This window comes from Aeromonas sp. QDB03 (assembly GCF_027707985.1).
In the GTDB taxonomy this organism is placed as follows: domain Bacteria; phylum Pseudomonadota; class Gammaproteobacteria; order Enterobacterales; family Aeromonadaceae; genus Aeromonas; species Aeromonas hydrophila.
Genome location: NZ_JAPCJG010000001.1, coordinates 1,029,892 through 1,054,391, shown reverse-complemented (window position 1 = coordinate 1,054,391; position 24,500 = coordinate 1,029,892). Strand labels below are relative to the sequence as shown.

General features: G+C 60.4%; 23 protein-coding genes. 11 read left to right on the top strand and 12 right to left on the bottom strand.

From position 1 onward, the window contains the following. Window positions 1-75: 75 nt before the first annotated feature. Window positions 76-294: a cold shock-like protein CspD gene (cspD, locus tag PG900_RS04670; protein ID WP_005300025.1), complete on the bottom strand. Its 219-nt coding sequence runs from the start codon at window positions 292-294 to the stop codon at window positions 76-78. 228 nt (window positions 295-522) lie between these two features. Between cspD and clpS the strand changes: the two genes are divergently transcribed. Together clpS and clpA are read left to right on the top strand one after the other, a co-directional pair. Next, entirely contained in the window at window positions 523-840 is a 318-nt protein-coding gene (gene clpS / locus PG900_RS04665; RefSeq protein ID WP_005300028.1) for an ATP-dependent Clp protease adapter ClpS, read from the top strand. Window positions 841-899: 59 nt separating this feature from the next. After that, window positions 900-3,152, top strand: coding sequence for an ATP-dependent Clp protease ATP-binding subunit ClpA (gene clpA / locus PG900_RS04660; RefSeq protein WP_118881399.1), 2,253 nt, complete (start codon window positions 900-902; stop codon window positions 3,150-3,152). A gap of 69 nt (window positions 3,153-3,221) precedes the next feature. Here the strand turns inward: clpA and infA are convergent, their stop codons facing one another. The 3 genes from infA to aat form a co-directional block, all read right to left on the bottom strand. Next, window positions 3,222-3,440, bottom strand: a complete 219-nt coding sequence (infA, locus tag PG900_RS04655; RefSeq protein WP_005300033.1) for a translation initiation factor IF-1 — start codon at window positions 3,438-3,440, stop codon at window positions 3,222-3,224. Between the two features lie 69 nt (window positions 3,441-3,509). Further along, window positions 3,510-4,226, bottom strand: coding sequence for an arginyltransferase (locus PG900_RS04650; RefSeq protein WP_011705735.1), 717 nt, complete (start codon window positions 4,224-4,226; stop codon window positions 3,510-3,512). Then, window positions 4,223-4,930, bottom strand: a complete 708-nt coding sequence (aat, locus tag PG900_RS04645) for a leucyl/phenylalanyl-tRNA--protein transferase (RefSeq protein ID WP_270799011.1) — start codon at window positions 4,928-4,930, stop codon at window positions 4,223-4,225. Before aat ends, PG900_RS04650 begins: the two co-directional genes overlap by 4 nt. Window positions 4,931-4,949: 19 nt before the next feature. Here aat and PG900_RS04640 point away from each other — a divergent pair, with 19 nt between their 5' ends. Continuing rightward, a complete protein-coding gene (locus PG900_RS04640) occupies window positions 4,950-5,420 on the top strand; it encodes a glycine zipper 2TM domain-containing protein (RefSeq protein ID WP_270799013.1) in 471 nt (156 codons plus the stop codon). Between the two features lie 110 nt (window positions 5,421-5,530). Here the strand turns inward: PG900_RS04640 and PG900_RS04635 are convergent, their stop codons facing one another. The 3 genes from PG900_RS04635 to PG900_RS04625 all read right to left on the bottom strand — a co-directional run bounded on the left by PG900_RS04635 (window position 5,531) and on the right by PG900_RS04625 (window position 8,623). Then, entirely contained in the window at window positions 5,531-6,778 is a 1,248-nt protein-coding gene (locus PG900_RS04635) for a response regulator (protein WP_011705738.1), read from the bottom strand. A 57-nt stretch (window positions 6,779-6,835) separates the two neighbouring features. Then, entirely contained in the window at window positions 6,836-7,786 is a 951-nt protein-coding gene (trxB, locus tag PG900_RS04630) for a thioredoxin-disulfide reductase (RefSeq protein ID WP_017409663.1), read from the bottom strand. 606 nt (window positions 7,787-8,392) lie between these two features. Then, window positions 8,393-8,623: an alanine dehydrogenase gene (locus PG900_RS04625; protein ID WP_135354313.1), complete on the bottom strand. Its 231-nt coding sequence runs from the start codon at window positions 8,621-8,623 to the stop codon at window positions 8,393-8,395. A 149-nt stretch (window positions 8,624-8,772) separates the two neighbouring features. On the opposite strand from PG900_RS04625, the gene lrp reads away from it, so the two are divergent. From lrp to miaE, 8 genes are all read left to right on the top strand, one after another. Further along, window positions 8,773-9,264, top strand: a complete 492-nt coding sequence (lrp, locus tag PG900_RS04620; RefSeq protein ID WP_005300047.1) for a leucine-responsive transcriptional regulator Lrp — start codon at window positions 8,773-8,775, stop codon at window positions 9,262-9,264. A 201-nt stretch (window positions 9,265-9,465) separates the two neighbouring features. Beyond that, window positions 9,466-11,988 (top strand): DNA translocase FtsK, encoded by a 2,523-nt coding sequence (locus tag PG900_RS04615; RefSeq protein ID WP_024944039.1) that lies wholly within the window; start codon window positions 9,466-9,468, stop codon window positions 11,986-11,988. A 75-nt stretch (window positions 11,989-12,063) separates the two neighbouring features. Further along, window positions 12,064-12,672 carry an outer membrane lipoprotein chaperone LolA gene (gene lolA / locus PG900_RS04610; RefSeq protein WP_011705742.1) on the top strand — a complete coding sequence of 203 codons (609 nt, stop codon included), beginning with the start codon at window positions 12,064-12,066 and terminating at the stop codon, window positions 12,670-12,672. A 152-nt stretch (window positions 12,673-12,824) separates the two neighbouring features. Then, window positions 12,825-14,162 (top strand): replication-associated recombination protein A, encoded by a 1,338-nt coding sequence (locus PG900_RS04605; protein WP_167825126.1) that lies wholly within the window; start codon window positions 12,825-12,827, stop codon window positions 14,160-14,162. A gap of 340 nt (window positions 14,163-14,502) precedes the next feature. Next, window positions 14,503-15,798, top strand: coding sequence for a serine--tRNA ligase (gene serS / locus PG900_RS04600; RefSeq protein ID WP_016350460.1), 1,296 nt, complete (start codon window positions 14,503-14,505; stop codon window positions 15,796-15,798). A gap of 185 nt (window positions 15,799-15,983) precedes the next feature. Beyond that, complete coding sequence (locus PG900_RS04595; protein WP_011705745.1) at window positions 15,984-16,472, top strand: CvpA family protein; 489 nt, start codon at window positions 15,984-15,986, stop codon at window positions 16,470-16,472. Window positions 16,473-16,493: 21 nt separating this feature from the next. Beyond that, window positions 16,494-18,014, top strand: coding sequence for an amidophosphoribosyltransferase (gene purF / locus PG900_RS04590; RefSeq protein ID WP_011705746.1), 1,521 nt, complete (start codon window positions 16,494-16,496; stop codon window positions 18,012-18,014). A 184-nt stretch (window positions 18,015-18,198) separates the two neighbouring features. After that, complete coding sequence (gene miaE / locus PG900_RS04585) at window positions 18,199-18,957, top strand: tRNA isopentenyl-2-thiomethyl-A-37 hydroxylase MiaE (RefSeq protein ID WP_270799025.1); 759 nt, start codon at window positions 18,199-18,201, stop codon at window positions 18,955-18,957. Window positions 18,958-19,111: 154 nt separating this feature from the next. Here miaE and PG900_RS04580 read toward each other — a convergent pair whose 3' ends face one another. Genes PG900_RS04580 through sapA form a run of 5 tightly spaced genes read right to left on the bottom strand, consistent with a single transcriptional unit; the run spans window position 19,112 to window position 24,437 of the window. Then, on the bottom strand, window positions 19,112-19,897 hold the full coding sequence (locus tag PG900_RS04580; RefSeq protein WP_011705748.1) for a peptide ABC transporter ATP-binding protein: 786 nt from the start codon (window positions 19,895-19,897) through the stop codon (window positions 19,112-19,114). Window positions 19,898-19,952: 55 nt separating this feature from the next. Beyond that, window positions 19,953-20,951 carry a peptide ABC transporter ATP-binding protein gene (locus tag PG900_RS04575; RefSeq protein WP_005300065.1) on the bottom strand — a complete coding sequence of 333 codons (999 nt, stop codon included), beginning with the start codon at window positions 20,949-20,951 and terminating at the stop codon, window positions 19,953-19,955. Beyond that, window positions 20,951-21,844: an ABC transporter permease subunit gene (locus PG900_RS04570; protein WP_011705750.1), complete on the bottom strand. Its 894-nt coding sequence runs from the start codon at window positions 21,842-21,844 to the stop codon at window positions 20,951-20,953. Before PG900_RS04570 ends, PG900_RS04575 begins: the two co-directional genes overlap by 1 nt. A gap of 35 nt (window positions 21,845-21,879) precedes the next feature. Further along, window positions 21,880-22,839 (bottom strand): ABC transporter permease, encoded by a 960-nt coding sequence (locus PG900_RS04565; protein ID WP_011705751.1) that lies wholly within the window; start codon window positions 22,837-22,839, stop codon window positions 21,880-21,882. 2 nt (window positions 22,840-22,841) lie between these two features. Beyond that, window positions 22,842-24,437: an ABC transporter substrate-binding protein SapA gene (gene sapA / locus PG900_RS04560; RefSeq protein WP_270799251.1), complete on the bottom strand. Its 1,596-nt coding sequence runs from the start codon at window positions 24,435-24,437 to the stop codon at window positions 22,842-22,844. Window positions 24,438-24,500 lie beyond the last annotated feature (63 nt).

Below are 24,500 nucleotides of genomic sequence, written 5' to 3'. Positions count from 1 at the left end.
CTCCTGTAAATTGCAGCAATAAAAAAACCGGCAACTTTGCGGCTTGCCGGTTTTTTTATTTATCCAGTTCGACTCTTACATGTTCTGTGCTTCGTTTGGCACAATGACAGAGGCGTGATTGCCTTTCGGCCCCTGCTGCAGTTCAAAGTTGACTGCTTGACCTGCTTTCAACGTCTTGTAGCCTTCCATTTGTATCGTGGAGTAGTGGGCGAAGATATCTTCACCACCTCCTTCCGGACAGATAAACCCAAATCCTTTTGCGTTGTTAAACCACTTGACTGTTCCGGTTGCCATACATCTACATCCTTTTATTGATTACCTTGAAGTCGTTGAGTAACCTGCGCCAGCCCTTTATAACTAGTAACATAGCCCATAGCAGACGGGCGCCGATTAGCAAGTAACCAATCTAGTCTAACTTTTGAGCGAGTCAAGGAGTTGTTAACAACTGATGTGATCTGGTTAACAAGTCTATTGACAATCTTGTGTTAGGCGGTAGTAATCTAGAGGTACCAAAGCGCGATTATGAGCAAGCAGAAAGAACTCTTTGCTAATGAAGAGATTGCAGAAGCAGAGAAAACCAAGCTGCAACCGCCACCCATGTACAAGGTCGTCCTGAACAACGACGACTACACACCGATGGAGTTCGTGGTGGAGGTGCTGCAAAAGTTCTTTGGTATGGATTTGGACAAGGCCACTCAGGTGATGCTGAGCGTGCATTATAGTGGTAAGGGAGTCTGTGGCACGTTCACCGCCGAGATTGCCGAAACCAAAGTGGTCCAGGTCAACACCTATGCACGTAACAACGAACATCCACTGCTGTGTACCATGGAAAAGGCTTGAATCTGATGACTTGATGGCGATGACGACACCACATTGTTGCTGTACTAGGGGAGGTGCCTATGTTGAATAAAGATCTAGAAAAGACGCTGAACGAGGCTTTCAAACTGGCCCGTGACGAGCGCCACGAATTCATGACTGTCGAGCACCTGTTGTTAGCCCTGCTGGATAACAGCTCAGCCCATGAGGCGCTGAGTTCTTGTGGTGCTGACGTGGAGCTGATGCGCAAAGAGATCAGCGCATTCATCAGTCAAACAACCCCGCTTATTCCCCGTGACGATGAAGATCGTGAAACCCAGCCCACGCTGGGCTTCCAGCGGGTGCTGCAACGCGCCGTGTTCCATGTCCAATCATCGGGCAATACGGAAGTCAGTGGTGCCAACGTGCTGGTTGCCATTTTTAGCGAGCAGGAGTCCCAGGCCGCTTACTTCCTGAAAAAGGCCGAGATCAGCCGGCTGGACGTGGTCAATTTCCTCTCCCATGGCGTGCGCAAAGACAGCAAGCCGGACAACAGCAGCAACAATGCCGAGTCCGACGACGATGTGTCTGCCGCCCAGATAGAAAGCTTTGCCACCAACCTCAATCAGCTGGTGCTGGAAGGGCGTATCGATCCGCTCATCGGACGGGATCAGGAGCTCAACCGTACCATCCAGGTGCTCTGCCGTCGTCGCAAGAACAACCCCTTGTTGGTCGGTGAAGCCGGGGTGGGCAAGACGGCCATCGCCGAAGGGCTGGCCTATCGTATCGTCAAGGGCGATGTGCCCGAGGTGATTGCGGGCAGCACTATTTATTCTCTGGACATGGGCTCGCTGCTGGCGGGGACCAAATATCGCGGTGATTTCGAGAAGCGCCTCAAGGTGCTGCTCAAGCAGATCGAGCGCCAGGAAGGGGCGATCCTGTTCATCGACGAGATCCACACCATCATAGGGGCAGGGGCTGCCTCCGGTGGTCAGCTGGATGCGGCCAACCTCATCAAGCCGCTGCTCTCCAATGGCTTGCTGCGTTGTGTCGGCTCCACCACCTATCAGGAATACTCCCAGATCTTTGAGAAGGACCGTGCTCTGGCGCGTCGCTTCCAGAAGATCGATATCGTCGAGCCCAGTGTGGACGACACTACCCGCATCCTGATGGGGCTCAAGAGCCGCTATGAGGCTCACCACGGGGTGCGCTACACCGTCAAGGCCATCCGCGCAGCGGTGGAGCTCTCTGCCAAGTACATCAATGATCGCCATCTGCCTGACAAGGCGATCGACGTGATCGACGAAGCTGGTGCCGGGCAACGGCTGCTGCCGGCGAGCAAGCGTAAGAAAGTGATCAATGTGCAGGAGATCGAAGCCATTGTGGCCAAGATTGCTCGCATCCCGGAGAAATCAGTCTCGTCTTCCGACAAGGAGGTGCTGAAGAATCTGGAGCGCAATCTCAAGATGGTGGTATTTGGTCAGGACAAGGCCATCGAGGTGCTGACCGATTCCATTCGCTTGTCACGTTCGGGCTTGGGTAATGAGCGTCGCCCGGTGGGTTGCTTCCTGTTCGCCGGCCCGACCGGGGTGGGCAAGACCGAGGTCACTCAGCAGTTAGGCAAGGCACTCGGCGTCGAGGTGCTGCGCTTTGACATGTCGGAGTACATGGAACGCCACACCGTCTCCCGCCTGATCGGGGCACCTCCCGGCTATGTGGGCTTTGAGCAGGGGGGACTCCTGACCGATTCGGTACTCAAGCACCCGCACTCAGTGGTGTTGCTGGACGAGATCGAAAAAGCGCACCCGGATGTGTTCAACCTGCTGCTGCAGGTGATGGACAACGGCACCCTGACCGACAACAACGGGCGCAAGGCGGATTTTCGCAACGTGATCCTGGTGATGACCACTAACGCCGGCGTGCAGGAGACCCAGCGCAAATCCATCGGCTTCCAGCAACAGGATATGAGCCACGATGCCATGGCGGTGATCAACAAGACGTTCAGCCCGGAGTTTCGCAACCGGCTCGATCACACCATCTGGTTCAATCATCTGGATATGACTGTGATACATCAGGTGGTCGACAAGTTCATCGTCGAGTTGCAGGTACAACTGGATGCCAAGGGCGTGTCTCTTGAAGTGTCCGAGGGTGTCCGCCACTGGTTGGCCGAGAAGGGATATGACAGGGCCATGGGAGCGAGACCCATGGGGCGGGTCATCCAGGAACACCTCAAGAAACCCCTTGCCAATGAGATCCTGTTCGGATCCTTGGTCGATGGGGGGGTAGTGAAGGTTGAGTTGATAAATGACAGCCTCAGCTTTGACTATCAGGTCAATGTTGAAGCTGTTTCCCACTAAGCTTAACGCTGTTGGAAAACCACAAAAAACCCCAACCGGAAGGTTGGGGTTTTTTGCTGAATTCCTGGCTTAGCGAGAGCGGAAAACAATACGTCCCTTGGAGAGGTCGTACGGAGTCAGAGCTACCGTTACTTTGTCCCCAGTCAGGATACGGATGTAGTTTTTGCGCATCTTGCCGGAAATATGAGCGATAACCACGTGACCATTCTCCAGTTCCACACGGAACATGGTATTGGGCAGGGTTTCGAGAATAGTGCCCTGCATCTCAATACTGTCTTCTTTAGCCATTGAATCCTCTTGATAAGCCACAACAAAAAATCCGCTGGATCATGCCGGATTTAAGGCTATGTGTAAAGTTTACTCGGGCTTGCTGTCGATATTTTTCCATTCCCCCTGTATCAACCGTTCATGGGGCAGATACTGGCGCTTGTAATTCATCTTGCGGCACTCCTCCACCAGATAGCCCAGATATAGCCAGCTACGACCGGTTCTTCTAGCCAGTTCCAACTGGCTCAGAATGGCGAAGGTACCGAGGGAGCGATCGGCATGGGCCGGGTCGAAAAAGGTGTACATGGCGCTGAGGGAATGGGGCAGCAGATCCGTGGTAGCGACCCCGATCAACCGGTTATCCTTGCGCATTTCCAGATAGAGGGGCGGCATCCAGTCACAGTGCAGGAAGCCCTTGTACTGGGTACGGCTGGGGGGATACATGCTGCCGTCATGATGGCGTTCGCGAATGTAGCGCTCATAGAGCTGGTAGTACTCTGGCTTGTCGTCGTAGCTGAGTACCAGCTCGATATCCTGATTGAGCTGGCGGATCCGCTTCTGGCTGCGGCTCGGCACGAAGCGCTCGCTGTGGATGCGCAGGGACTGGCAGGCATTGCAGGCCGGGCAGTGGGGACGATAAATGTCGTTGCCGCTGCGCCGAAAGCCGGCCGTCAGCAGGCGTTCGTAGCCGCTGGCATTGAGCAGACTGTGATCCATCAAGACCAGCAATTGCTCCTGCTCATGACCCAGATAGCTGCATTGGTGCTTCGGGGTCAGCCCTACCTTGAGGATCACTTCTTCGGTCATAGCAAAATGCTCCCCGTTTGCCAGCAATTGGCCGCCAGCGGTTGTCGGCTCAGTTGTGCCAGCGTCGTCAAAAATTGGCGTCTTGGCCACTCTTCTATTCCCAGGGTGGCCAAAAAATCGTTCTGCATCTGGCAATCGATCAAGGCGCCATTATGGCAGGCGAAGTGCCGGCAGAGGGCCACCATGGCCAGTTTGGCGCCGTTGTCGATACGGCTGAACATGGACTCGCCGCAGAACACCCGGCCGAGGGAGAGACCATAGAGGCCGGCTTGCAGCTTGCCCTCCTGCCAGATCTCGATGGAGTGGGCATGGCCAAGGCGGTGCAATTGTCGATAGGCGTCGATCATGGGTGTGCTAATCCAGGTTCCACTGGCACTGCGACGGGGCGCGGCGCAGGCCGCTATAACCTCATTAAAGGCGCGATCGATGGAAATATCGAATGAGGTACCACGGATAAATTTGCGCAGGGTGCGACCGATGTGCAGCTGTTCCGGCCGGATGACGCCTCTGGGATCCGGTGACCACCACAGCAGCGGCTGGTGGGGTTCATTCCACGGGAAGATCCCCTTGTGGTAAGCTGCCAGCAAGCGGGCAGGGGAGAGATCCCCGCCGATCGCCAGCAGGCCGTTGGGTTCCTCCAGGGCATGCTCGGGGTCGGGAAACCAGCACAGCTCATCATCCAATTGGGTAAGATAGCGAGACATAAGGTAACGAGGTTCATAGATGAAGGCCATTATCCTGATAGTATCCAGCTTGTTTTGCTTTGTCACTGCGCCCGCCTTGGCTCAGGTCTACGAGCGCAATACGGCAAGGCCCGTGAATCAGGTGGTGTTTGGCCAGGTCGAGACGGTGCGCAACATCACCCAGCGCCAAATTCTGGAGTCAGAACACTCCGGCTGGAAAACCCTGGGCGGCGCCGTCCTGGGCGGGCTGCTTGGCAACCAGTTTGGTGGCGGTCATGGCCGTGAAATCGCTACTGCGGTCGGCGCATTGGCGGGGGCGGCTGCGGCGCAGCAGTATCAATCGGGCGGCAGCGTGGTGGAGAACAAGCTGGTGGAGCTGCTTATTCGCAACGAGCAAAACGGGCTAGTGAACGTCATTCAGGATTACGATCCGGCCATGGTGTTCATGAACGGCGACAAGGTGCGCATCCTCTATTTCGACGATGGTGTGCGGGTGGACAAGACCTATTGAAGCAGGCGCTGGCTCAGGCGGTCATCAAGGGGGGAGAAGTGACCCGACACGCTGCCGGCTGGGCAAGCTGTCGGGCGGGTACTACACGGAGAACATCTGGCGAGGTAACGTCAGGCCGATGAGTCCTGCGACACTATCTTGTCACGGCCGGTGTTCTTTGCCTGATAGAGCAGGCGATCCGCCTCGCTCAGTGCCTCGTCCATGGAACCGCGCCCGACCTTGATCACGCCGAAACTGGCGCGTACAAACAGCGGCGTCTCCCTGGACAGCGGTTGCTGGCGCATCTGCTGGCGCAGCCCCTCCAGCCGTTTGAGCAGCACCGGCACGGTGCAGTGGGGCACCATCAGGGCAAACTCCTCGCCACCAAAACGGGCGATCATGGCATCGGGGAAGAACTGGGTGAGCAGCCGGGTGAGGTGGCAGAGCAGCTGATCGCCGATGGCATGACCCCAGTGATCGTTGACCTGCTTGAAGTGATCCACATCGAGCACGCACAGCGCAAGCGGCGTCTCCTGACGCTGGTGCTCCTCAAACCATTTCTGTCCTTCATTGAACCAGTAGCGCCGGTTGTAGAGCCCGGTCAGGTAGTCGCGATTGGCCGACTCCTGGATGCTGTTGAACTGCTCCAGCGCTTCCAGGTTATGGCTGACCCGGCATTGCAGCTCTTCCGGTTCGAACGGCTGGTTGAGGAAGTCGTTGGCACCCTGCTTCAGGTAGCGGGCAGAGAGGCCGCGCTTGTCCGACACCGAGATGCCGATGATGGCGAGCTGCTGCTTGCTGTAACGCTCGCGCAGCATGCGCACCAGGCTGATCCCGTCAATTTCTGGCATGTAGTAGTCGACCAGCACCAGCCGAATGGCCGGGTTCTGTTCGAGCTGGGCCAGGGCCTCGCGGGCGTGGCTCGCCTCATGCACCTGCAGCAGCTGCTTGCGCAACTGGGCCATGGTGCGGTGGCGGGAGGTGCGTGAATCATCGACCACCAGTACTTCGATGCGTTGGTTGAGGTAGAGGCGATGAACCAGGCTGACGGCGTATTGCAGGGAGTGGCGTGAATCCTTCATCACATAGTCCAGTACTCCCGCCTCCAGCCAGGCTGCACGCTTCTCCTCGCTGATATCGGCAGTGAGGATCACCACCGGCAAGCCCCGCTCCAGCAACACCTTGACCGCTTCCCCGCTGGGGGCATCCGGCAGGGTCAGATCCACCAGTGCCACCACGTACTCTTCTCCCCGACAGTGGCGGGCACCCTCCAGGGTATCGAATGCATCGATCTCCAGCCCGGTTTGCTGGGCAATGGCCTGGATCAGCATCCGTCGAATGGTCAGACTGTCCTCGACTATCAATATTTTCTGTTTCATCCGGCTCCTTAAAGTAAAAAGGCATGCCTCGCGGCATGCCTTTTATATCCCTTGTGCTTATTGCGCGTCCAGATAGCGCTCGGCATCGAGGGCGGCCATACAGCCGGTGCCGGCCGAGGTGATGGCCTGGCGGTAGGTGTGGTCAGCCACGTCACCGGCGGCAAATACCCCTTCGATACTGGTCTGGGTGGCGAAGCCGTCGAGGCCGCCACGCACCTTCAGATAGCCGTTCTGCATATCCAGCTGGTCGGCGAAGATCTGGGTGTTGGGCTGGTGACCGATGGCAATGAAGACGCCCATCAGTGGCAGGTCGGTGGTGGTGTCGTTCTGGGTGTTGCGCAGACGCACACCGGTCACCCCCATGTCGTCGCCCAGCACTTCGTCCAGAGTCTGGTGGGTGTGCAGTACGATATTGCCGCTGGCCACCTTGTCGTGCAGACGCTTGATCAGGATCTTCTCGGCGCGGAACTCATCGCGACGGTGAATGAGGTGCACCTTCTTGGCGATGTTGGCCAGATAGAGCGCCTCTTCCACGGCGGTGTTGCCGCCGCCGACCACGGCTACTTCCTGATTGCGATAGAAGAAGCCGTCACAGGTGGCGCAGGCGGAGACGCCGCGGCCCTTGAAGGCCTCTTCGGAAGGCAGGCCCAGGTACTTGGCGGAGGCACCGGTGGCGATGATCAGCGCATCACAGGTGTATTCGCCGTTGTCGCCCTTGAGACGGAACGGACGCTGGGTCAGCTGCACTTCATTGATGTGATCGAACAGAATGCGGGTATCGAACTTCTCCGCATGCTCTTTCATGCGCTCCATCAGGGCCGGACCGGTCAGACCCTCGGGGTCACCGGGCCAGTTCTCCACTTCGGTGGTGGTAGTCAGCTGACCGCCTTGCTGCATGCCGGTGATGAGCAGCGGATTGAGGTTGGCACGGGCGGCATAGACGGCGGCAGTGTAGCCCGCCGGGCCTGACCCCAGGATCAGCAGTTTGCTATGAGTGACTTGGCTCATAATGTGATTTCCGAGACGTGATGAGTTTGCGCGATTGTAGGTAATTCGTGATAAGGGGTCAAAGGCCAGTGAGTCGATTGCATCAATCGGCTGGCGGGGTGGGGGGCAGGGTAAGAAAGGTCTGAAAACATGCCCTGTCGCGGAAGGCTCCACAACCGGGCTTGGCGCGCCTTGATAAGGAGCACAACGGCTCTCTCGCCATGGTGATGTGAGAGGTGGCGCTTGGTATCCGCTGGCGCTTACCGGGCGTGGCGCGCATTTCTATTGATAAGGTGGGGAAGGGCGCTTGCAGCCGCGTTTGCCAGCGGGCGCTATCCGCTCGGCTGATCCTGTCCGCTGGTGTGGCGGCGATATAAGCGCGATTGACAAGTTTTGGCGCAGTGGCCCTCGCTGTCGGCAGCTTTGCTGCACAGAGCCTCAGGCCAAGCCCGCCCCATGAGGATGGGGGGCACACATTATCAGGCTGCGCACTGACACGAGGTGGAAGCGCGTGTTGGCCGCTCTCCCGATGGGCACATTCACGATGGCGAATCCCCGTTATCCTGCAGGGCGAATGCCAAATCATTGCCGGGCAGTTGCGACGAAGACGCAGGGAAGGGGGAGTCATTATGTTTTGAGTCTGATGGATACGCTGGCCGCGGTGAAAATTGCTGCAATGCAGGACAAAATAGCGACAGTGGCAGCGTGATAATCTGCACCACCTGAATCAATGCCGCTTCCTGCGCCGCTTTGGGCGAAAACAGTATGGTTTCGTGCTGTCAGTTCACGTACACTGGCCACAGCCATGCCTACGCGGTATTCATGGTTTTTTATTTCTTTAGGTACACCGATAATCATGCTATCCCTCGACTATCGATTGGTGGTTTATGTTGCAAGCTAGTTTGGCAACATTTGCGCCTTGCATATTCAGGTATTGACAGGATTTGTGACCATAATTATAAAATGACTGGTGATTCTTACCAAAAAATAGCCAAAGGATGGAATAAATGATGGAAGCTAAGAGTCGGCTAAAGGATTTGGACAGGATTGACCGCAACATTCTGAATGAGCTGCAAAAGGATGGCAGAATTTCGAACGTTGAGTTGTCCAAACGAGTTGGCCTGAGTCCTACACCGTGTCTGGAACGGGTTCGTCGCCTCGAGCGACAAGGGTATATCGAAGGGTATGCCGCCATTCTGAACCCTCATTATCTGGACGCGTCTCTGCTGGTATTCGTGGAAATTACCCTCAATCGCGGTGCCCCCGATGTGTTTGAACAGTTCAACAAGGCTGTTCAGGTGCTCGAGGAGATCCAGGAGTGCCATCTGGTCTCCGGCGATTTCGACTATCTGCTCAAGACCCGAGTCAGCGACATGTCGGCCTATCGCCGTCTGCTGGGGGAAACCCTGCTGCGTCTGCCCGGTGTCAACGACACTCGCACCTATGTGGTGATGGAAGAGGTCAAACAGAGCAGTCGTCTGGTGATCAGCACCCGTTGAGTCGGGTTATGCTGTGGCTTGCCAGCCTTGCGACAAGTCACGACATTCAGAAACGAGCGGCCGGTCCGCTCGTTTCTTCTTATCGAGTCGGTTGTGAATATGGCCGCCACGCCAGGCACTGGCTGACAACCGGTGGGCTTTTCAGGGATACTAGGCCCCCTTATCCCCCTGCATTACATGTTTTCAGAAAGGAGCCGGAGTTTGGCCGATAAAAAGCTGTTTACTCCTTTATCAGGTACACAACGGATCTTCGAAGCCGTCTTGATCGCCATCACTCTGATGGCTGCCTATCTCTTGCTTGCCCTGTTGTCCTACCACCCCGCCGATCCCGGTTGGTCCCAGACCTCCTGGCAAGGGGAGGTGAAAAACCTCGCCGGCAGCGCGGGGGCCTGGCTCGCCGACATCACCATGTTTACCTTCGGGGCGTTTTCCTATCTGGTTCCTCCCTTGGTCGTGCTGCTGGGCTGGAGCCTGTTCTGGCGTCCAAGCCGGCTGCTCGATGTGGATTACCTCACCCTGTCGGTGCGCATCGTCGGTTTCGTGCTGACCGTGCTCGGCATGTCCGCCATCGCCAGCATGAACTTCAATGATCTGCAGAATTTTTCCGCCGGCGGCCTGGTGGGGGACGTGATCTCCTCCGCCGTGGTGCCGCTATTTGGCGGGGTCGGTGCCAACCTGATGCTGCTCTGCTTCGTGGCCACCGGCATCACCCTGTTCACCGGCTGGTCCTGGCTGACCATCGTCGAGCGGATCGGCGCTGCCTGCACCGGTTCGGTCAGCGCCGTTTACCATTTTCCCACCACCCTCGGCCGCTGGCTGACCGGTGGCTGGCGCCAGCCTCGCGTTGAGGGGCCGGATCCCTTGCTGGAAGGGGGCGTGGGTGCCATCGAACTCGATGACGAGGAAGATGAACCGCACTCCAGCTGGACCCGTCGTCCCAAGGAGAAGGCCAGCGCCAAGAGCCAGAAGGCCAAGTCCGATGAGTGGCTGCCCGAGCTTGACGAGGATACCTTCCAGTTCGACCCGCAGTTTGACGATGAAGATGACGAGCCGGCCCCGGTGGCCAAGGCCAAGCGTGCCGCCACCAACGGCGCTCGTCGTCAGCCTGCCTTGGTCACGGCCGATGACGAGGACGATGATCTCGACCTGCCCTGGGCAGAAGGGGATGAAGAGGCGCCTGCGCCGGCGGCTCCCACGCCCGGCAAGCCCAAGCGCCGCCTGCAACCTGGGCTGCCCCCCTTGCCCAGCATCGAGCTGCTGGACCGTCCGCCCGCCAAGACCCAGATGATGAGCAAGGACGAGCTGGAGCGCATGGGCCGACTGGTGGAGGCGAAACTGGCCGACTACAACGTGCAGGCCAAGGTGGTGGGCGTCTATCCGGGCCCCGTCATCACCCGTTTCGAACTGGATCTGGCGCCTGGTATGAAGGCGAGCAAGATCACCAACCTCTCCCGCGATCTGGCCCGCTCTCTGTCGGCCAGCAGCGTGCGGGTGGTGGAAGTGATCCCGGGCAAGACGTTCGTCGGGATCGAGCTGCCCAACCGGGTGCGTCAGACCGTCTATCTGCGCGAGACCCTCGATTGCGACGCCTTCCGCGATAGCCGCAACCCGCTCACCATGGGGCTGGGTCAGGACATCGCCGGCGAACCCGTGGTGGTGAACCTCGCCAAGATGCCCCACCTGCTGGTGGCCGGTACCACCGGCTCCGGTAAGTCGGTGGGGGTGAACACCATGATCATCTCCATGCTCTACAAGTCGACGCCGGACGATCTGCGCTTCATCATGATCGACCCCAAGATGCTGGAGCTGTCGGTCTACGAGGGGATCCCCCATCTGCTGACCGAGGTGGTGACCGACATGAAGGACGCCGCCAACGCCCTGCGCTGGTGCGTGGGCGAGATGGAGCGTCGCTACAAGCTGATGTCGGCGGTCGGGGTGCGCAACCTCAAGGGCTACAACGACAAGGTGCTGGCGGCCATCGAGGAGGGCGAACCCCTGCTGGATCCGCTGTGGCGGCCGGGCGACTCCATGGACCAGATGCCGCCTGAGCTGGAAAAACTGCCCCATATAGTCGTGGTGGTGGACGAGTTTGCCGACATGATGATGATCGTCGGCAAGAAGGTGGAGGAGCTGATCGCCCGTATCGCCCAGAAGGCGCGGGCGGCCGGTATTCACCTGATCCTCGCGACCCAGCGTCCGTCGGTGGATGTCATTACCGGTCTCATCAAGGCCAACATCCCGACCCGTATCTCGTTCCAGGTGTCGAGCAAGATCGACTCCCGTACCATCATCGATCAGGGCGGTGCCGAATCCCTGCTCGGCATGGGCGACATGCTCTACATGCCGGCCGGTACCTCCAACCCGACCCGGGTGCACGGCGCCTTTGTCGACGACCACGAGGTGCACAAGGTGGTGGCGGACTGGAAACTGCGCGGCGAGCCGAACTACATCGAGGAGATCCTCTCCGGTGAATCCGGCGGCGAGGGCGGCAGCGGCGAATACGGTGGTGGTGACGACGAAGAGCTCGACCCCCTGTTCGACGAGGCGGTGGCCTTCGTGGTGGAGTCGCGCCGCGGCTCGACCTCCAGCGTGCAGCGCAAGTTCAAGATTGGTTACAACCGGGCGGCCCGTCTCATCGAGCAGATGGAAAACCAGGGCATCGTCAGCGCCCCGGGCGGCAATGGTCAGCGCGACGTGCTGGCCCCGCCACCGGTACGGGACTAAGCCTCACCCCTCTATCATCCTGGCCATGCCCCTGCGGCGTGGCCTTTTATCGAGATAGCCGTTATGAAAAGCGTGATGAAAAAACAACTGTTGATGGGCACTGTGCTGCTGGTTGCCAGCAGCCAGGTGTGGGCCGACGCGGCCAGCGATCTCAAGCAGAAGCTGGCGGGGGTGAGCCTCTTCTCCGCCAAGTTTGCCCAGACCGTCTATGACAGCAAGGGCAAGGAGCTGCAGCGCGCCGGTGGCGATCTGCTGGTGCAGCGCCCTAATCGCTTCAACTGGCACACCACCTCGCCGGACGAAAGCCTGATCGTGGCCGATGGCAAGGATGTCTGGGTCTATGATCCCTTCGTCGAGCAGGTGACCGCTCTCAAGATGAAGGATGCCGTGCTCAACACCCCCTTCGTGCTGATCGCTGGCAACGACAACAGCCTCTGGAAGAACTATGACGTGACCCAGGAAGGGGATGTCTATACCGTCACCAGTCGCAATCAGGACGAGCTGATCGCCTCCTTCCGCATCACCTTCGACAGGCAGAACAACATCAGCCGCTTCGACGTGAAAGAGGCCCAGGGCCAGTGGAGCGAGTTCACCCTGAGCAACTTCAATCGCAAGCCGGTGCTCAAGGGCAACGAATTTGTCTTCAAGATCCCCAAGGGGGTCGCGCTGGACGATCAGCGCTGATGAGCAGACGGTCGCTGGATTTCTGGTCGGCCCGTCTGCCAATGGCGACGGGCGTGACGCTGGGGGTCAATACCGATGAGTAACCTCTTGTTGGATGTCTCGTCGACCCGTTTTTCCATGGCGGTATGCGTGATACTGAACGGTCAATACAGATGAGCAACTTGTCGCTGGATTTCTCGTCGGACTTTCGTCCGTTGGCGGCCCGGATGCGGCCGCAAACCCTCGAGCAGTACATAGGTCAGCAACATATTCTGGGGCCTGACAAGCCCCTGCGCAAAGCGATCCTGGCCGGCCACTGCCACTCCATGATCCTGTGGGGGCCTCCCGGTACCGGCAAGACCACGCTGGCTGAACTGATGGCGCATTACTGCCAGGCCGAGGTCGAGCGGCTCTCGGCGGTCACCTCCGGCATCAAGGAGATCCGCGCCGCCATCGACAAGGCCAAGGAGAACAGCTGGCGCGGAGTGCGCACCATCCTGTTCGTGGACGAGGTGCACCGTTTCAACAAGAGCCAGCAGGATGTGTTCCTGCCTCACATAGAAGACGGCACCATCACCTTCATCGGTGCCACCACCGAAAACCCCTCGTTTGAACTCAACAACGCGCTGCTCTCCCGGGCCCGGGTCTATCTGCTCAAACGGCTGGAGGAGGAGGACATCCTCACCCTGATCGATCAGGCGATGCAGGATGCTCGCGGGCTCAATGATCCGGCGCTGACCTTCGCCCCCGGGGTGAAGGAGGCGCTGGCCAAGGCGGTGGATGGGGACGGGCGCAAGTCCCTCAACTACCTGGAGCTGCTGGCCGACATGGCCGAGCCCGATGGCAGCGGCCACAAGCTTATTGACAGTACCCTGCTGGCCGCCGTGGTGGGGGAGCACGTGGCGCGCTTCGACAAGGGGGGCGATCACTTCTACGACCTCATCTCGGCGGTGCACAAATCCATTCGCGGCTCGGCGCCGGATGCGGCGCTCTACTGGTATGCCCGCATGGTGAGCGCCGGTTGCGATCCACTCTATATTGCCCGCCGGCTGCTGGCGATTGCCTCCGAAGATGTGGGCAATGCCGACCCCCGTGCCATGCAGGTCGCCCTGTCGGCCTGGGACTGTTTCCACCGCATCGGACCGGCGGAAGGGGAGCGGGCCATCGCCCAGGCGATCGTCTACCTCGCCTGCGCGCCCAAGAGCAATGCGGTTTACACCGCCTGGAAGGCGGCGCTTCACGATGCCAAGAATCTGCCGGATTTCGAGGTGCCGCCGCACCTGCGCAACGCACCGACCAAGCTGATGAGCGAGCTGGGCTATGGCGCCGAGTACCGTTACGCCCACGACGAGCCCGGTGCCTATGCCGCCGGCGAGCAGTACTTCCCGCCCGAGCTGGCCGGCAAGCAGTACTATCAGCCCACCGATCGCGGCCTTGAGAAGCAGATTGGCCAGAAGCTCGACTATCTGCATCAACTGGATCGGCAGAGCCCGCGGCAACGGGACAAATAGTGGTGCGGCTGGCGGCTGGTAGCGAGCCTCTCCCGGGTCTGTCTTACCGGGTTGCGCGTTAATTGGTCAGCCGATTTGATCCAGGTCGTCATCCCCCGGAAAACAGGGCAAAACGGGCGCAATAGTCCCTGTTCGGGCGGGGGGGCGGTCTGATACACTGGCCCTCTGACCCCGCTTGTCTTGGCCTGGTGCCATCTTCTTGATTTCGAAAGCCTGCTCACCATAGGCCCGATTCTGAAAGACGACAGGGGTGCGCCAACCGATGTTAACTTCCGGATCTGTTTTCCAGCCCGTCATGATGACTCAGGCCCAGATCCCATTTTAAAAAAGTAGGTAAACCATGCTGGATCCCAAATATCTGCGCAGCGATATCGCCGAAGCTGCCGCTCGTCTGGCGACACGTGGCTACGTTCTGGACGTAGCGGCTGTCAATGCTCTGGAAGAGAAACGCAAGGATCTGCAGTCCCGTACCCAGGAGCTGCAGGCCGAGCGCAACGCCCGCTCCAAATCCATCGGTGAGGCTGCCCGTCGCGGCGAAGATGTTGCCCCGCTCAAGGCCGAGGTCACCAAGATCAACGAAGAGCTCGAGACCAGCAAGGTCGAGCTGGATGCCCTGCTGGCCGAGCTGAAGGTCATCGCAGACGCCATCCCCAACCTGCCGAGCGACACCACCCCGGTCGGTCGTGACGAGAACGACAACGTGGAAGTGCGCCGCTGGGGCACCCCGCGCGAGTTCAGCTTCCCGGTACGGGATCACATCGATCTGGGTGAAGCGGCCAAGGGCGTTGACTTCAAGAACGGCGTCAAGCTCTCCGGCTCCCGCTTCGTGGTGATGAAGGGCCAGATTGCCCGTCTGCACCGTGCCCTGGCCCAGTTCATGCTGGACCTGCACACCCTGCAGCACGGTTACACCGAGTGCTATGTGCCCTATCTGGTCAACCCGGACAGCCTGTACGGTACCGGCCAGCTGCCGAAGTTCTCCCAGGACCTGTTCAATACCGGCATCGATGGCGAAGGGGAAGAAGAGGGCAAGGTACGCAAGTTCTCCCTGATCCCGACCTCCGAAGTGCCGCTCACCAACATGGCCCGCGACGAGATCTTCGACGAGCAGGAACTGCCGATCAAGATGACCGCCCACAGCCCCTGCTTCCGTTCCGAAGCCGGCTCCTACGGTCGTGACACCCGTGGCCTCATCCGCATGCACCAGTTTGACAAGGTCGAGATGGTCCAGCTGGTGCACCCGGAGAAATCCTGGGAAGCGCTGGAAGAGATGGCGGGCCATGCCGAGAAGGTGCTGCAGCTGCTGGAGCTGCCGTATCGTGTGATGGCGCTCTGTACCGGTGACATGGGCTTCTGCGCCGCCAAGACCTACGATCTGGAAGTGTGGCTGCCGGCCCAGAATACCTACCGCGAGATCTCCTCCGTCTCCAACTGCACCGACTTCCAGGCACGCCGCATGCAGGCTCGCGTGCGCATCGATGGCAAGCCGCAGCTGCTGCACACCCTGAATGGCTCCGGTCTGGCGGTGGGTCGCACCCTGGTGGCGGTGATCGAGAACTACCAGCAGGAAGACGGCCGCATCGCCATCCCGGCGGCGCTGCAATCCTACATGGGCGGCCTGACCCACATCGGGTAAGCGCTCATTGCAGACGACAACGCCATGGCATGCCATGGCGTTGTGCATTCTGGCGTCGGTCAACCGTTTCAATGGCCGTGAATGCGCTGGTTCGCCACCTGTTTGAACCGTTAACACATTTTTATCAAGCATTGCGCAATCGTTTTTGTTAGACTGCGCCGCAATTTCGCAGGACATCTTTTTCTATGGTCTGGATTGATTACGCCATCATCGGCATCGTCGGTTTCTCTGCTCTCATCAGCCTGGTGCGCGGCTTCGTCAAGGAGGCCATGTCCCTTGTCACCTGGTTCGTCGCCTTCTTCATCGCCAGCCATTTCTATTCGGATCTCGCCATCTACTTCACCTCGTTCAGCGACCCGCTGGTGCGCAACGGCCTGGCCATCGCCGCCCTGTTCGTGGCGACCCTGATCCTTGGCAGCGTGGTGAACTACGTGGTGGGGCTGCTGGTGGACAAGACGGGGCTGTCCGGCACCGATCGGGTGCTCGGCATCTGTTTTGGCGCTATTCGCGGGGTACTGATCGTCAGTGCCCTGCTTTTTTTCATGGATACCTTCACCAACCTCTCCCAGAGCGACTGGTGGACGGCGTCCAAGCTGGTGCCCGAGTTCAAGCCGGTCATCCAGTGGTTTTTCGGGTTCATGCTGAACTCATCGAGTTTTCTTAAACAGGTATAGTGACTTCGAGGTAGCAAAGACATGTGTGGTATTGTCGGTATAGTTGGCACCACCCCCGTCAATCAGGCCCTCTACGACGCCTTGACGGTGTTGCAGCACAGGGGACAGGATGCCGCCGGGATCGTGACCATTGACAGTGGAAACTTCCGGCAACGCAAGGCCAACGGCCTGGTGAAGGACGTGTTTGAAGTGCGTCACATGCAGCGCTTGAAAGGGCATATCGGCATAGGACATGTCAGATATCCCACCGCAGGCAGCTCCAGTGCCGCTGAAGCCCAACCTTTTTACGTGAACTCCCCCTACGGCATGGTGCTGGCCCACAACGGCAACCTCACCAACGCCAAGGAGCTCAAGGAGCAGCAGTTCAAGGTGGCCCGTCGCCACATCAACACCACCTCGGACTCCGAGGTGCTGCTGAACGTGCTGGCGCACGAGCTGGATCTCTGCGACAAGATGGCGCTGCGCCCGGAAGACATCTTCTCGGCGGTGCGCAAGGTGCACCAGCAGATCCGCGGTGCCTATGCCGTGGTCTCCCTGGTGATCGGCCACGGTCTCATCGGTTTTCGCGATCCCAACGGCATTCGCCCGCTGATCCTGGGTCGCCGGGTCGACGAGCAGGGGCAGGTGGAGTACATGCTTGCCTCCGAGAGCGTGGCGCTTGACGCCATCGGTTTCGAGACGGTGCGCGACGTCGCGCCGGGGGAGGCCATCTACATCACCGAGCAGGGCCAGCTCTTCTCCGAGCAGTGTGCGGAGAACCCGCAGATGAGCTCCTGCATCTTCGAATATGTCTACTTCGCTCGCCCTGATTCGTGCATCGACAAGGTGTCGGTCTATGCCGCCCGCCTCAACATGGGTCGCAAGCTGGGTCAGAAGATTGCCCGCGAGTGGGAAGATCTCGACGTGGACGTGGTCATCCCCATCCCCGAGACCTCCTGCGACGTGGCGCTGGAGATCGCCCACACCCTGGACTTGCCGTACCGGCAGGGCTTCGTGAAGAACCGCTACATCGGCCGTACCTTCATCATGCCGGGTCAGACCCAGCGCAAGAAGTCGGTGCGCCGCAAGCTCAATGCCATCAGTTCCGAGTTCAAGGGCAAGAAGGTGTTGCTGGTGGACGACAGCATAGTGCGCGGTACCACTTCCGAGCAGATCATCCAGATGGCCCGTGAAGCGGGGGCCGCCAAGGTCTACTTCGCCTCGGCGGCGCCGGAAATTCGCTTCCCCAACGTCTATGGCATCGACATGCCCACCGCCAACGAGCTCATTGCCCACGGCCGGGAAGTGGAAGAGGTGTGCAAGCTGATTGGCGCCGACGGCCTCATCTTCCAGGATCTGGAAGATCTGGAAGCGGCGGTGCGGGAGATCAACCCCGAGCTGCGCCACTTCGAGACCTCGGTGTTCAACGGTCACTACGTCACCTCCGACGTGGACCAATCCTACCTCGACCACCTCAACGCCATGCGCAGCGATGACAACAAGGCGGTGCGCGAGTGGCAGGAAGGCACCAGCAACCTGGAAATTTTTAACGAAGGCAGTTAAACGTTTTCCACGCTGGGGTGTTGCAACGAGATGGGGGCCTTGGCCCCCATTGTTGTTTCCGCTCGCCGAAAAGGGCCCGCATCTGCTTGAAAAAGCAGCGTTTGTACCAGTAGCTATGGGCAGTGGCGGCGGGATCCGCTAGCATGGGCCGCCGCCGTATCAACCCGAACAGACGAGAATTCAGATGGATGACCTGCTAGCCCCTGTGCGCCAGTTTTTGCACTGCGAGACCCCGGATGCGTGGATCGAGATGGCGCGGGATCCCGCCTGGTTGCCGACCCTGCTCATCGATCACGCCAACTGCGAAAACAAGGCCGCGCTCACCGCCCACAGCCTGGTGCGCCGCTACTGCCTGCCCAAGGGCAAGCGTCATTTGTTGCCCAAGCTGGAGTTCTATCGGGAGTTGGATGCGATTCCGGAAAAGGCCGAGATCCTGGGCAAGCGCAGCATGGGGGAGTCTGATCGCACCGTGTTCGAGGAGCTGTCCCGCAATCCGTTGCTGTTTCCCATGGTGCGGCTCATCCAGGAGGAGCTGCATCACTTCGAGCAGGTGTTGGAGATCATGCAGGCCCGCGACATTCCCTACGGCCCGGTGACCGCCTCCCGTTATGCCCGCAACCTGATGCAGCATGTGCGCACCCACGAGCCCGCCACCATCGTCGACAAGCTGATCATCGGCGCCTATATCGAGGCGCGCTCCTGCGAGCGGTTTGCCAAGCTGGCGCCCCATCTGGACGAGGAGCTGGGGCGTTTCTACGTCTCCTTGCTGCGCTCCGAGGCGCGCCACTACCAGGACTATCTGGCACTGGCAGAGCAATATGCGGGGGAGGACATCAGTGAACGGGTGGCCTTCTTCGGCCAGGTGGAGGCGGAGCTGATCCGCTCGCCGGATCCGCAGTTCCGGTTCCATAGCGGTCTTCCTGTCAGATCTGACGGTTGTTGACGGGCAGGGCGCTGCCTACCATTGCAGCGTTCCTACTACGAGCGACGCATTCATTTTTGAGCGCAATTCCCGGCCCCTGAGCCGGGATTTTTTTGTCTCTTTTTCAGGCGCGACGACGGTGGGCAAGGGCCAGTGTCGCGCCGCCGGGCGAGGATCAGCGGCGGTATTCGTTGTTGTAGTTCTGGATGAGGCGCCGGGTCACCTCATGCTGGGGATCGGCGAACACCTTGAGGGTCTTGCCGCGCTCCACTACCCGCCCTTCGTGCATCACCAGCACCTCGTCGCTGATGTGGCTCACCACCCCCAGATCGTTGGCCACCAGCACATAGCTCAGCCCCATGGTCTCCTGCATCTCCAGCAGCAGGTTGATGATCTGCGAGCGTACCGAGATATCCAGGGTGGAGAGCGCCTCGTCGGCCACCACGATCTTGGGGTTGAGGATCAGCGCCCGTGCCAGCGCCACCCGCTGCTGCTGACCGGCGGAGAGCATCTGCGGATAGAAGAGGGCGTGGTCCGCCAGCATGCCTACCATGCGCAGGGTCTGCACCACCTTGTCGCGGCGCTCCTCCTCGGTCATCTCGGTGTTGAGGCGCAGCGGCGTCTCCAGGATCTGGCCGACCCGGATCTTGCGGTTGAGGGAGGAGTTGGGGTCCTGGAAGATCATCCGCAGCAGCTTGCAGCGGGTCTGATAGTCACCGTGGATCATCGGCTGCCCCTCGATGGCGATCTCGCCACCGCTCGGCTCTATCATGCCCGCCAGAATGCGGGCCAGGGTGCTCTTGCCGGAGCCGGCCTCGCCGACGATGGCCAGGGTCTGGCCCACCTCGAGATCAAAGGAGAGCGGCTTGATGGCTTCCACCGCCCGGCGTCGAAACAGGCCGGTGCGGTTCTGATAGGTCTTGCACAGGCCCCTGACCTGCAACAGGGAGGGTTCGATCACTGTCCTGGCTCCTTGGTGAGAGGGCATGCTGCCACGCTCTGATACGGGATTGAATTCACTTTTTGGGCTCTTCCATGTTCAACGGGAAGTGGCAGCTGAACTGGTGCCCCTTGATCTTGCTCATCAGCGGGGTCTGCACGCACTGCTTCTGGGCATAGGGGCAGCGGGGGCCGAGCCGGCAACCGATGGGCAGGTGCTGCAGGGGCGGAATGACGCCGGGCAGGGTTTCCAGGCGCGACTTGTGGCGCACCAGCTTGTCAAAGTCGGGGATCGACTTGAGCAGCGCATCGGTATAGGGGTGGTGCGGCGTCTCCAGGATCTGCTCCCGGGTGCCCACCTCCACCATCTGGCCGCAATACATCACGTTGATGGTGTCGGTCAGGTTGGCGATGGCGGCGATGTCGTTGCTGATGATGAGAATGGTGGTGTTGCCCAGCTTGTTCATCTTGTCCAGCAGCCGCAGGATCTGCGAATGGGTGGTGGACTCCATGGCGCTGGTGGGCTCGTCCGCCACCAGCAGGCGCGGCTGGTTGGCAATCGCCATGGCGATCATCACCTTCTGGCACATGCCGTCCGACAGCTCGTGAGGGTAGGCCCGCATCACCTTGCGGTGATCCTTGACGCCGACCCGGTGCAGCAAGGCGATGGCCTTCTTCTTGCGCCACTGGAAGCGCTGCCAGAACTGCCCTTCGAAGGAGTCGGTCGGGATCGCCTCTTCCAGCTGGGTGCCGATCTCCTCGGAAGGGTCGAGACAGCTGATGGGGTCCTGGAAGATCATGGCGATCTCGCGGCCCATGATGCGGCGCCGCTCGCGGGGCGCCATGGTCAGCAAGTCCATGTCGTTGAAGCGCATCCGGTCGGCGCGCACCGTCCAGTTGTCCTTCTGGATGCCGACGATCACCTTGGCCACCAGGCTCTTGCCGGAGCCGGATTCGCCCACCAGGCCGCGGATCTCCCCCTCGGCCAGGGTCAGGCTCACCTTGTCTACCGCCTTGACCTTGCCCTGCGGGGTGTCGATCTCGATGGTGAGATTGCGTATGTCGAGCAGAGGCATCAGTCATTCCCTTCTTTGAGCGCTTCGCGAATACCTTCACCTACCAGGTTGGTGACCAGCACGCTGAACAGGATGGCCATGCCCGGCAGGGTCACGGTCCAGGGGGCGAGATAGATGAGATCGCTCGAGTCGGCCAGCATGGCGCCCCATTCCGGTTGCGGTGACTGAGCGCCGAGGCCGAGAAAGCCCACCGCCGAGATGTCGAGGATGGCTGCCGACAGGGTGCGGGTGGTCTGGGCCACCAGGGTCTCGACGATGTTCGGCAAAATGGCCAGCCGCATGATGCGCAAGGGGGGAGAGCCGTCGAGCCGGCTGGCGATGATGTACTCCTTCTGCATCTCGGTGTGGACCGCGTTGTAGGTGGCCCGGATGAAGGGAGGGATCAGCGCCAGGGTGATGGCGATCAGGGTGTTGAACAGACCCGGCCCCAGGATGGCCACCATGATGATGGCCAGCAGCAGGGAGGGGATGGAGAGCAGGGTATCGAGCAGGTGGTGCAGCACGCTCGACTTGAGCCCCTTGCTCATGCCGCCGAGGATGCCGATGGCGGTACCCGCCACCATGGCGATCACTACCACCAGCAGGGCGTTGCCAAAGGTGAACCTGGCGCCCACCACCAGCCGGGAGAGGATGTCGCGGCCCAGATCGTCGGTACCGAGGAAATAATCGATGTTGCCGCTGTTGGCCCAGGAGGGGGCCAGCAGCAAGCGGGCGCTGTGCTGCTCGTCGATGCCGTAGGGCACCACCAGCGGGCCGAACAGGGTGATGAGCAGCAGGATCACGAAGCACCAGAGCCCTGCCATCGCCAGCGGATTGCGGCGATAGGAGGCCCAGGTCTGCTCCAGCGGCGAGAGGATCTTGAGCTCGGGGTAGAGGCTAGTCTTGTCTTGCATAGGATTCCTGGCTCCGGGTCATGCCATGAACACGTTCAGTCTTGTTTTGCATAGAGTTCTTTGCGCCGCGCCGGGTAGATGATGGTGGTGAGCAGCTCGGTGCTGACGCTGATGAAGATGACGAAGCTGGCCACCACCAGGGTGGCACCGCGGATGGCTGCGTAGTCCTGCAGGGCGATGCTGTTGATGAGCCAGCGGCCGATGCCGTGCCACTCGAACACCACCTCGGTGATCATGGCGGAGGTGAGCACGCTGCCCAGTTGCAGGCCCAGCAGCGGCAGCACCGGCGGCAGGGCGTTCTTGAGGCCGTGACGCCAGACGATCTGGCGACGGGAGAGGCCGCGGCTGGCCGCCGCCTTGATGTAGTTCTGCTTCATCACGTCGATGAGGGAGCTGCGCACGTGGCGGATCACCTCGGTGGTGGGCACCACCGCCAGCACCAGCGAGGGCAGGATCAGGTGGCGCAGAGCGTCGTGCAGGGCGGCCTGGCGCCAGGGTTCGTGGCTCATCAGCACGTCGATGAGGGCGATGCCGGTGATGGAGGGCACGTCATAGAGCAGGCTGATCTGGCCGGAGGCGGGCAGCCAGCCCAGATCCAGCGAGAAGAACATCACCACCAGCAGCGCCAGCCAGAACACCGGCACCGCGTAGCCGATGAGGCCGGCGGTCATGATGGTGAGATCGAGCGGCTTGCCCTGGGAAAGGGCCGCCAGGGTGCCGAGCGGAATGCCCACCAGCAGCGAGATGGCGAAGGCCGCCACGCAGAGGATCAGGGTGGCGGGGAAGTAGTGACGGATCTCGTCCAGCACCGGCAGGCCGGAGACGCTGGAGAGCCCCAGATCCCCGTCCAGAATGCGGCGCAGGAAGTCGGGGTAGCCGCTCCAGAAGCTGGCCTGCTGGCCGATGAGGCGCACGTCCAGCAGGTAGGCGACGAAGGTCAGCGCCAGCAGGGTGATGAGCAGCAGATTGATGCGACGCAGGATATAGAGAAACATGCTTACTCCCGATAGGCCTGGTTGAAGACGGTGCCGCCAAAGGGCATCAGGGAGAGCCCCTCGATGTCGCTGCGGCTGACCTGGGTGCGCAGGGCATGGGCCAGCGGAATGAGCGGCATCTGCTCGTTGAGCAGGGTCTGGGCGTAGTAGTAGTTGCGCAGCCTGAATGCCAGCTGGGGCGTGGTCACCGCATCGTCCAGCAGCTGATCAAACGCCGGGCTGCACCAGCGGCTGTAGTTGTTGCCGCGCTCGACGGCGGCGCAGCTCAGCAGCTGGCGAAAGAAGTTGTCCGGATCGGCGTTGTCGGCAATCCAGCCGCTGAGCAGGCTGTCGTACTGGCCCTGGGCGAGGCGGGCCTCGATGACCGGCCACTCCTGCTGCACGATTTTGAGCTTGATGCCGACCTTGGCCAGATCGCTTCGCATCAGCTGGGCGGTTTTGAGGGCATCCGGGTTGTAGGCGCGCGAGCCCGGCTGCACCAGCACCTGCATCTCGAACCCTTGCTCCAGTCCCGCCTCCTTGAGCAGCTGACGCGCCCGCTTGAGATCCGGCTGGCGCATCGGCAGGGAGGGGTTGTAGCCCCAGGAGAGCGGCGGCAGCAGGCTGTTGGCGGGCTGGCCCGTCTCGAAATAGACCGCCTGCAGCAGGTTGTCGATGTTGATGGCGCTGGCGATGGCCTGGCGCACCTGCACCTTGTTGAACGGTGCCTTGCGGGTATTGAGGGCGAGGAAGGCGACGTTCATGCCGGACTGCACCGTCAGGCTGAGGTCGGGATCCTGGTCGATCACCGACAGCTGGCTGGCGGAGGGGGTACTCATCACGTCGCACTCGCCGGTCAGCAGCTTGGCCAGCCGCTTGGACGATTTGGGGGTGATGTCGTAGATGAGCTGCTCAATCTTGGCCTCGCCGCCCCAGTAACCGGGGTGGCGCAGGTAGCGCACGTATTCGTTGTGGCGATACTCCTTGAAGCTGAACGGCCCGGTGCCCACCGGGCGGCTGTCGATGAGCCCAGGGGTGCCGGCCTTTTGCAGCTGCCCGGCATACTCGGCGGAGAGCACGATGGCGTAGTCGCTGGCCAGGGTGGCGAGGAAGGAGGCATCCGGCCGGTTCAGCTCGAATACCACCTGATCCGTGCCCTTCTTGTAGACCCGCTTGATCAGCTGATCCAGCCCCAGGCTGTAGAAGTAGGGGTATTCGCCGCCGGAGACGTCGTGATAGGGGTGCTGCTTGTTGAGCAGCCGCTGCCAGGTGAACACCACGTCGTCGGCGTTGAGGGGGCGAGAGGGGTTGAACCAGGGCGTGTGGTGAAAGGTGACTCCCTTGCGCAAGGTCAGGGTATAGAAGAGGCCGTCTTCGCTGGTGCTCCAGCGGGTGGCGAGCCCTCCCTCCAGCGCCAAGGTGTTGGGGTTCACCTCCAGCAGACGGTCGTAGAGCGGGCGCGAGCTGGCATCCAGGGTCACCCCGGAATTGGAGACCTGGGGATTGAAGGTCTGGGGCGAGCCTTCGGCACAATAGATGAGTCCCGTCCTGGACGCGTCGTCTTGTTTCTGACAACCGGTGAGCAGCACCAGCACTCCAAGCAGCAAGGGTTTGAGCATTCTCATTGTCGAACCATGTTTTTATACGAAGTTGCCGGCGACGGGGCCGGCAAGGGGTGGGTG

Excerpts from the sequence above, each read along its gene's own strand:
- PG900_RS04575 (WP_005300065.1), bottom strand. The coding sequence starts at position 20,951 with ATGCCTCTGCTCGACATACGCAATCTCACCATCGAGATCGACACCCCG.
- aat (WP_270799011.1), bottom strand. The coding sequence starts at position 4,930 with ATGTCTCGCTATCTTACCCAATTGGATGATGAGCTGTGCTGGTTTCCC.
- PG900_RS04605 (WP_167825126.1), top strand. The coding sequence starts at position 12,825 with ATGAGCAACTTGTCGCTGGATTTCTCGTCGGACTTTCGTCCGTTGGCG.
- PG900_RS04635 (WP_011705738.1), bottom strand. The coding sequence starts at position 6,778 with ATGAAACAGAAAATATTGATAGTCGAGGACAGTCTGACCATTCGACGG.
- PG900_RS04650 (WP_011705735.1), bottom strand. The coding sequence starts at position 4,226 with ATGACCGAAGAAGTGATCCTCAAGGTAGGGCTGACCCCGAAGCACCAA.
- lrp (WP_005300047.1), top strand. The coding sequence starts at position 8,773 with ATGATGGAAGCTAAGAGTCGGCTAAAGGATTTGGACAGGATTGACCGC.
- lolA (WP_011705742.1), top strand. The coding sequence starts at position 12,064 with ATGAAAAAACAACTGTTGATGGGCACTGTGCTGCTGGTTGCCAGCAGC.
- purF (WP_011705746.1), top strand. The coding sequence starts at position 16,494 with ATGTGTGGTATTGTCGGTATAGTTGGCACCACCCCCGTCAATCAGGCC.
- trxB (WP_017409663.1), bottom strand. The coding sequence starts at position 7,786 with ATGAGCCAAGTCACTCATAGCAAACTGCTGATCCTGGGGTCAGGCCCG.
- miaE (WP_270799025.1), top strand. The coding sequence starts at position 18,199 with ATGGATGACCTGCTAGCCCCTGTGCGCCAGTTTTTGCACTGCGAGACC.
- PG900_RS04570 (WP_011705750.1), bottom strand. The coding sequence starts at position 21,844 with ATGCAAGACAAGACTAGCCTCTACCCCGAGCTCAAGATCCTCTCGCCG.
- PG900_RS04625 (WP_135354313.1), bottom strand. The coding sequence starts at position 8,623 with ATGATTATCGGTGTACCTAAAGAAATAAAAAACCATGAATACCGCGTA.
- clpA (WP_118881399.1), top strand. The coding sequence starts at position 900 with ATGTTGAATAAAGATCTAGAAAAGACGCTGAACGAGGCTTTCAAACTG.
- PG900_RS04640 (WP_270799013.1), top strand. The coding sequence starts at position 4,950 with ATGAAGGCCATTATCCTGATAGTATCCAGCTTGTTTTGCTTTGTCACT.
- PG900_RS04595 (WP_011705745.1), top strand. The coding sequence starts at position 15,984 with ATGGTCTGGATTGATTACGCCATCATCGGCATCGTCGGTTTCTCTGCT.
- serS (WP_016350460.1), top strand. The coding sequence starts at position 14,503 with ATGCTGGATCCCAAATATCTGCGCAGCGATATCGCCGAAGCTGCCGCT.
- PG900_RS04565 (WP_011705751.1), bottom strand. The coding sequence starts at position 22,839 with ATGTTTCTCTATATCCTGCGTCGCATCAATCTGCTGCTCATCACCCTG.
- clpS (WP_005300028.1), top strand. The coding sequence starts at position 523 with ATGAGCAAGCAGAAAGAACTCTTTGCTAATGAAGAGATTGCAGAAGCA.
- sapA (WP_270799251.1), bottom strand. The coding sequence starts at position 24,437 with ATGCTCAAACCCTTGCTGCTTGGAGTGCTGGTGCTGCTCACCGGTTGT.
- cspD (WP_005300025.1), bottom strand. The coding sequence starts at position 294 with ATGGCAACCGGAACAGTCAAGTGGTTTAACAACGCAAAAGGATTTGGG.
- infA (WP_005300033.1), bottom strand. The coding sequence starts at position 3,440 with ATGGCTAAAGAAGACAGTATTGAGATGCAGGGCACTATTCTCGAAACC.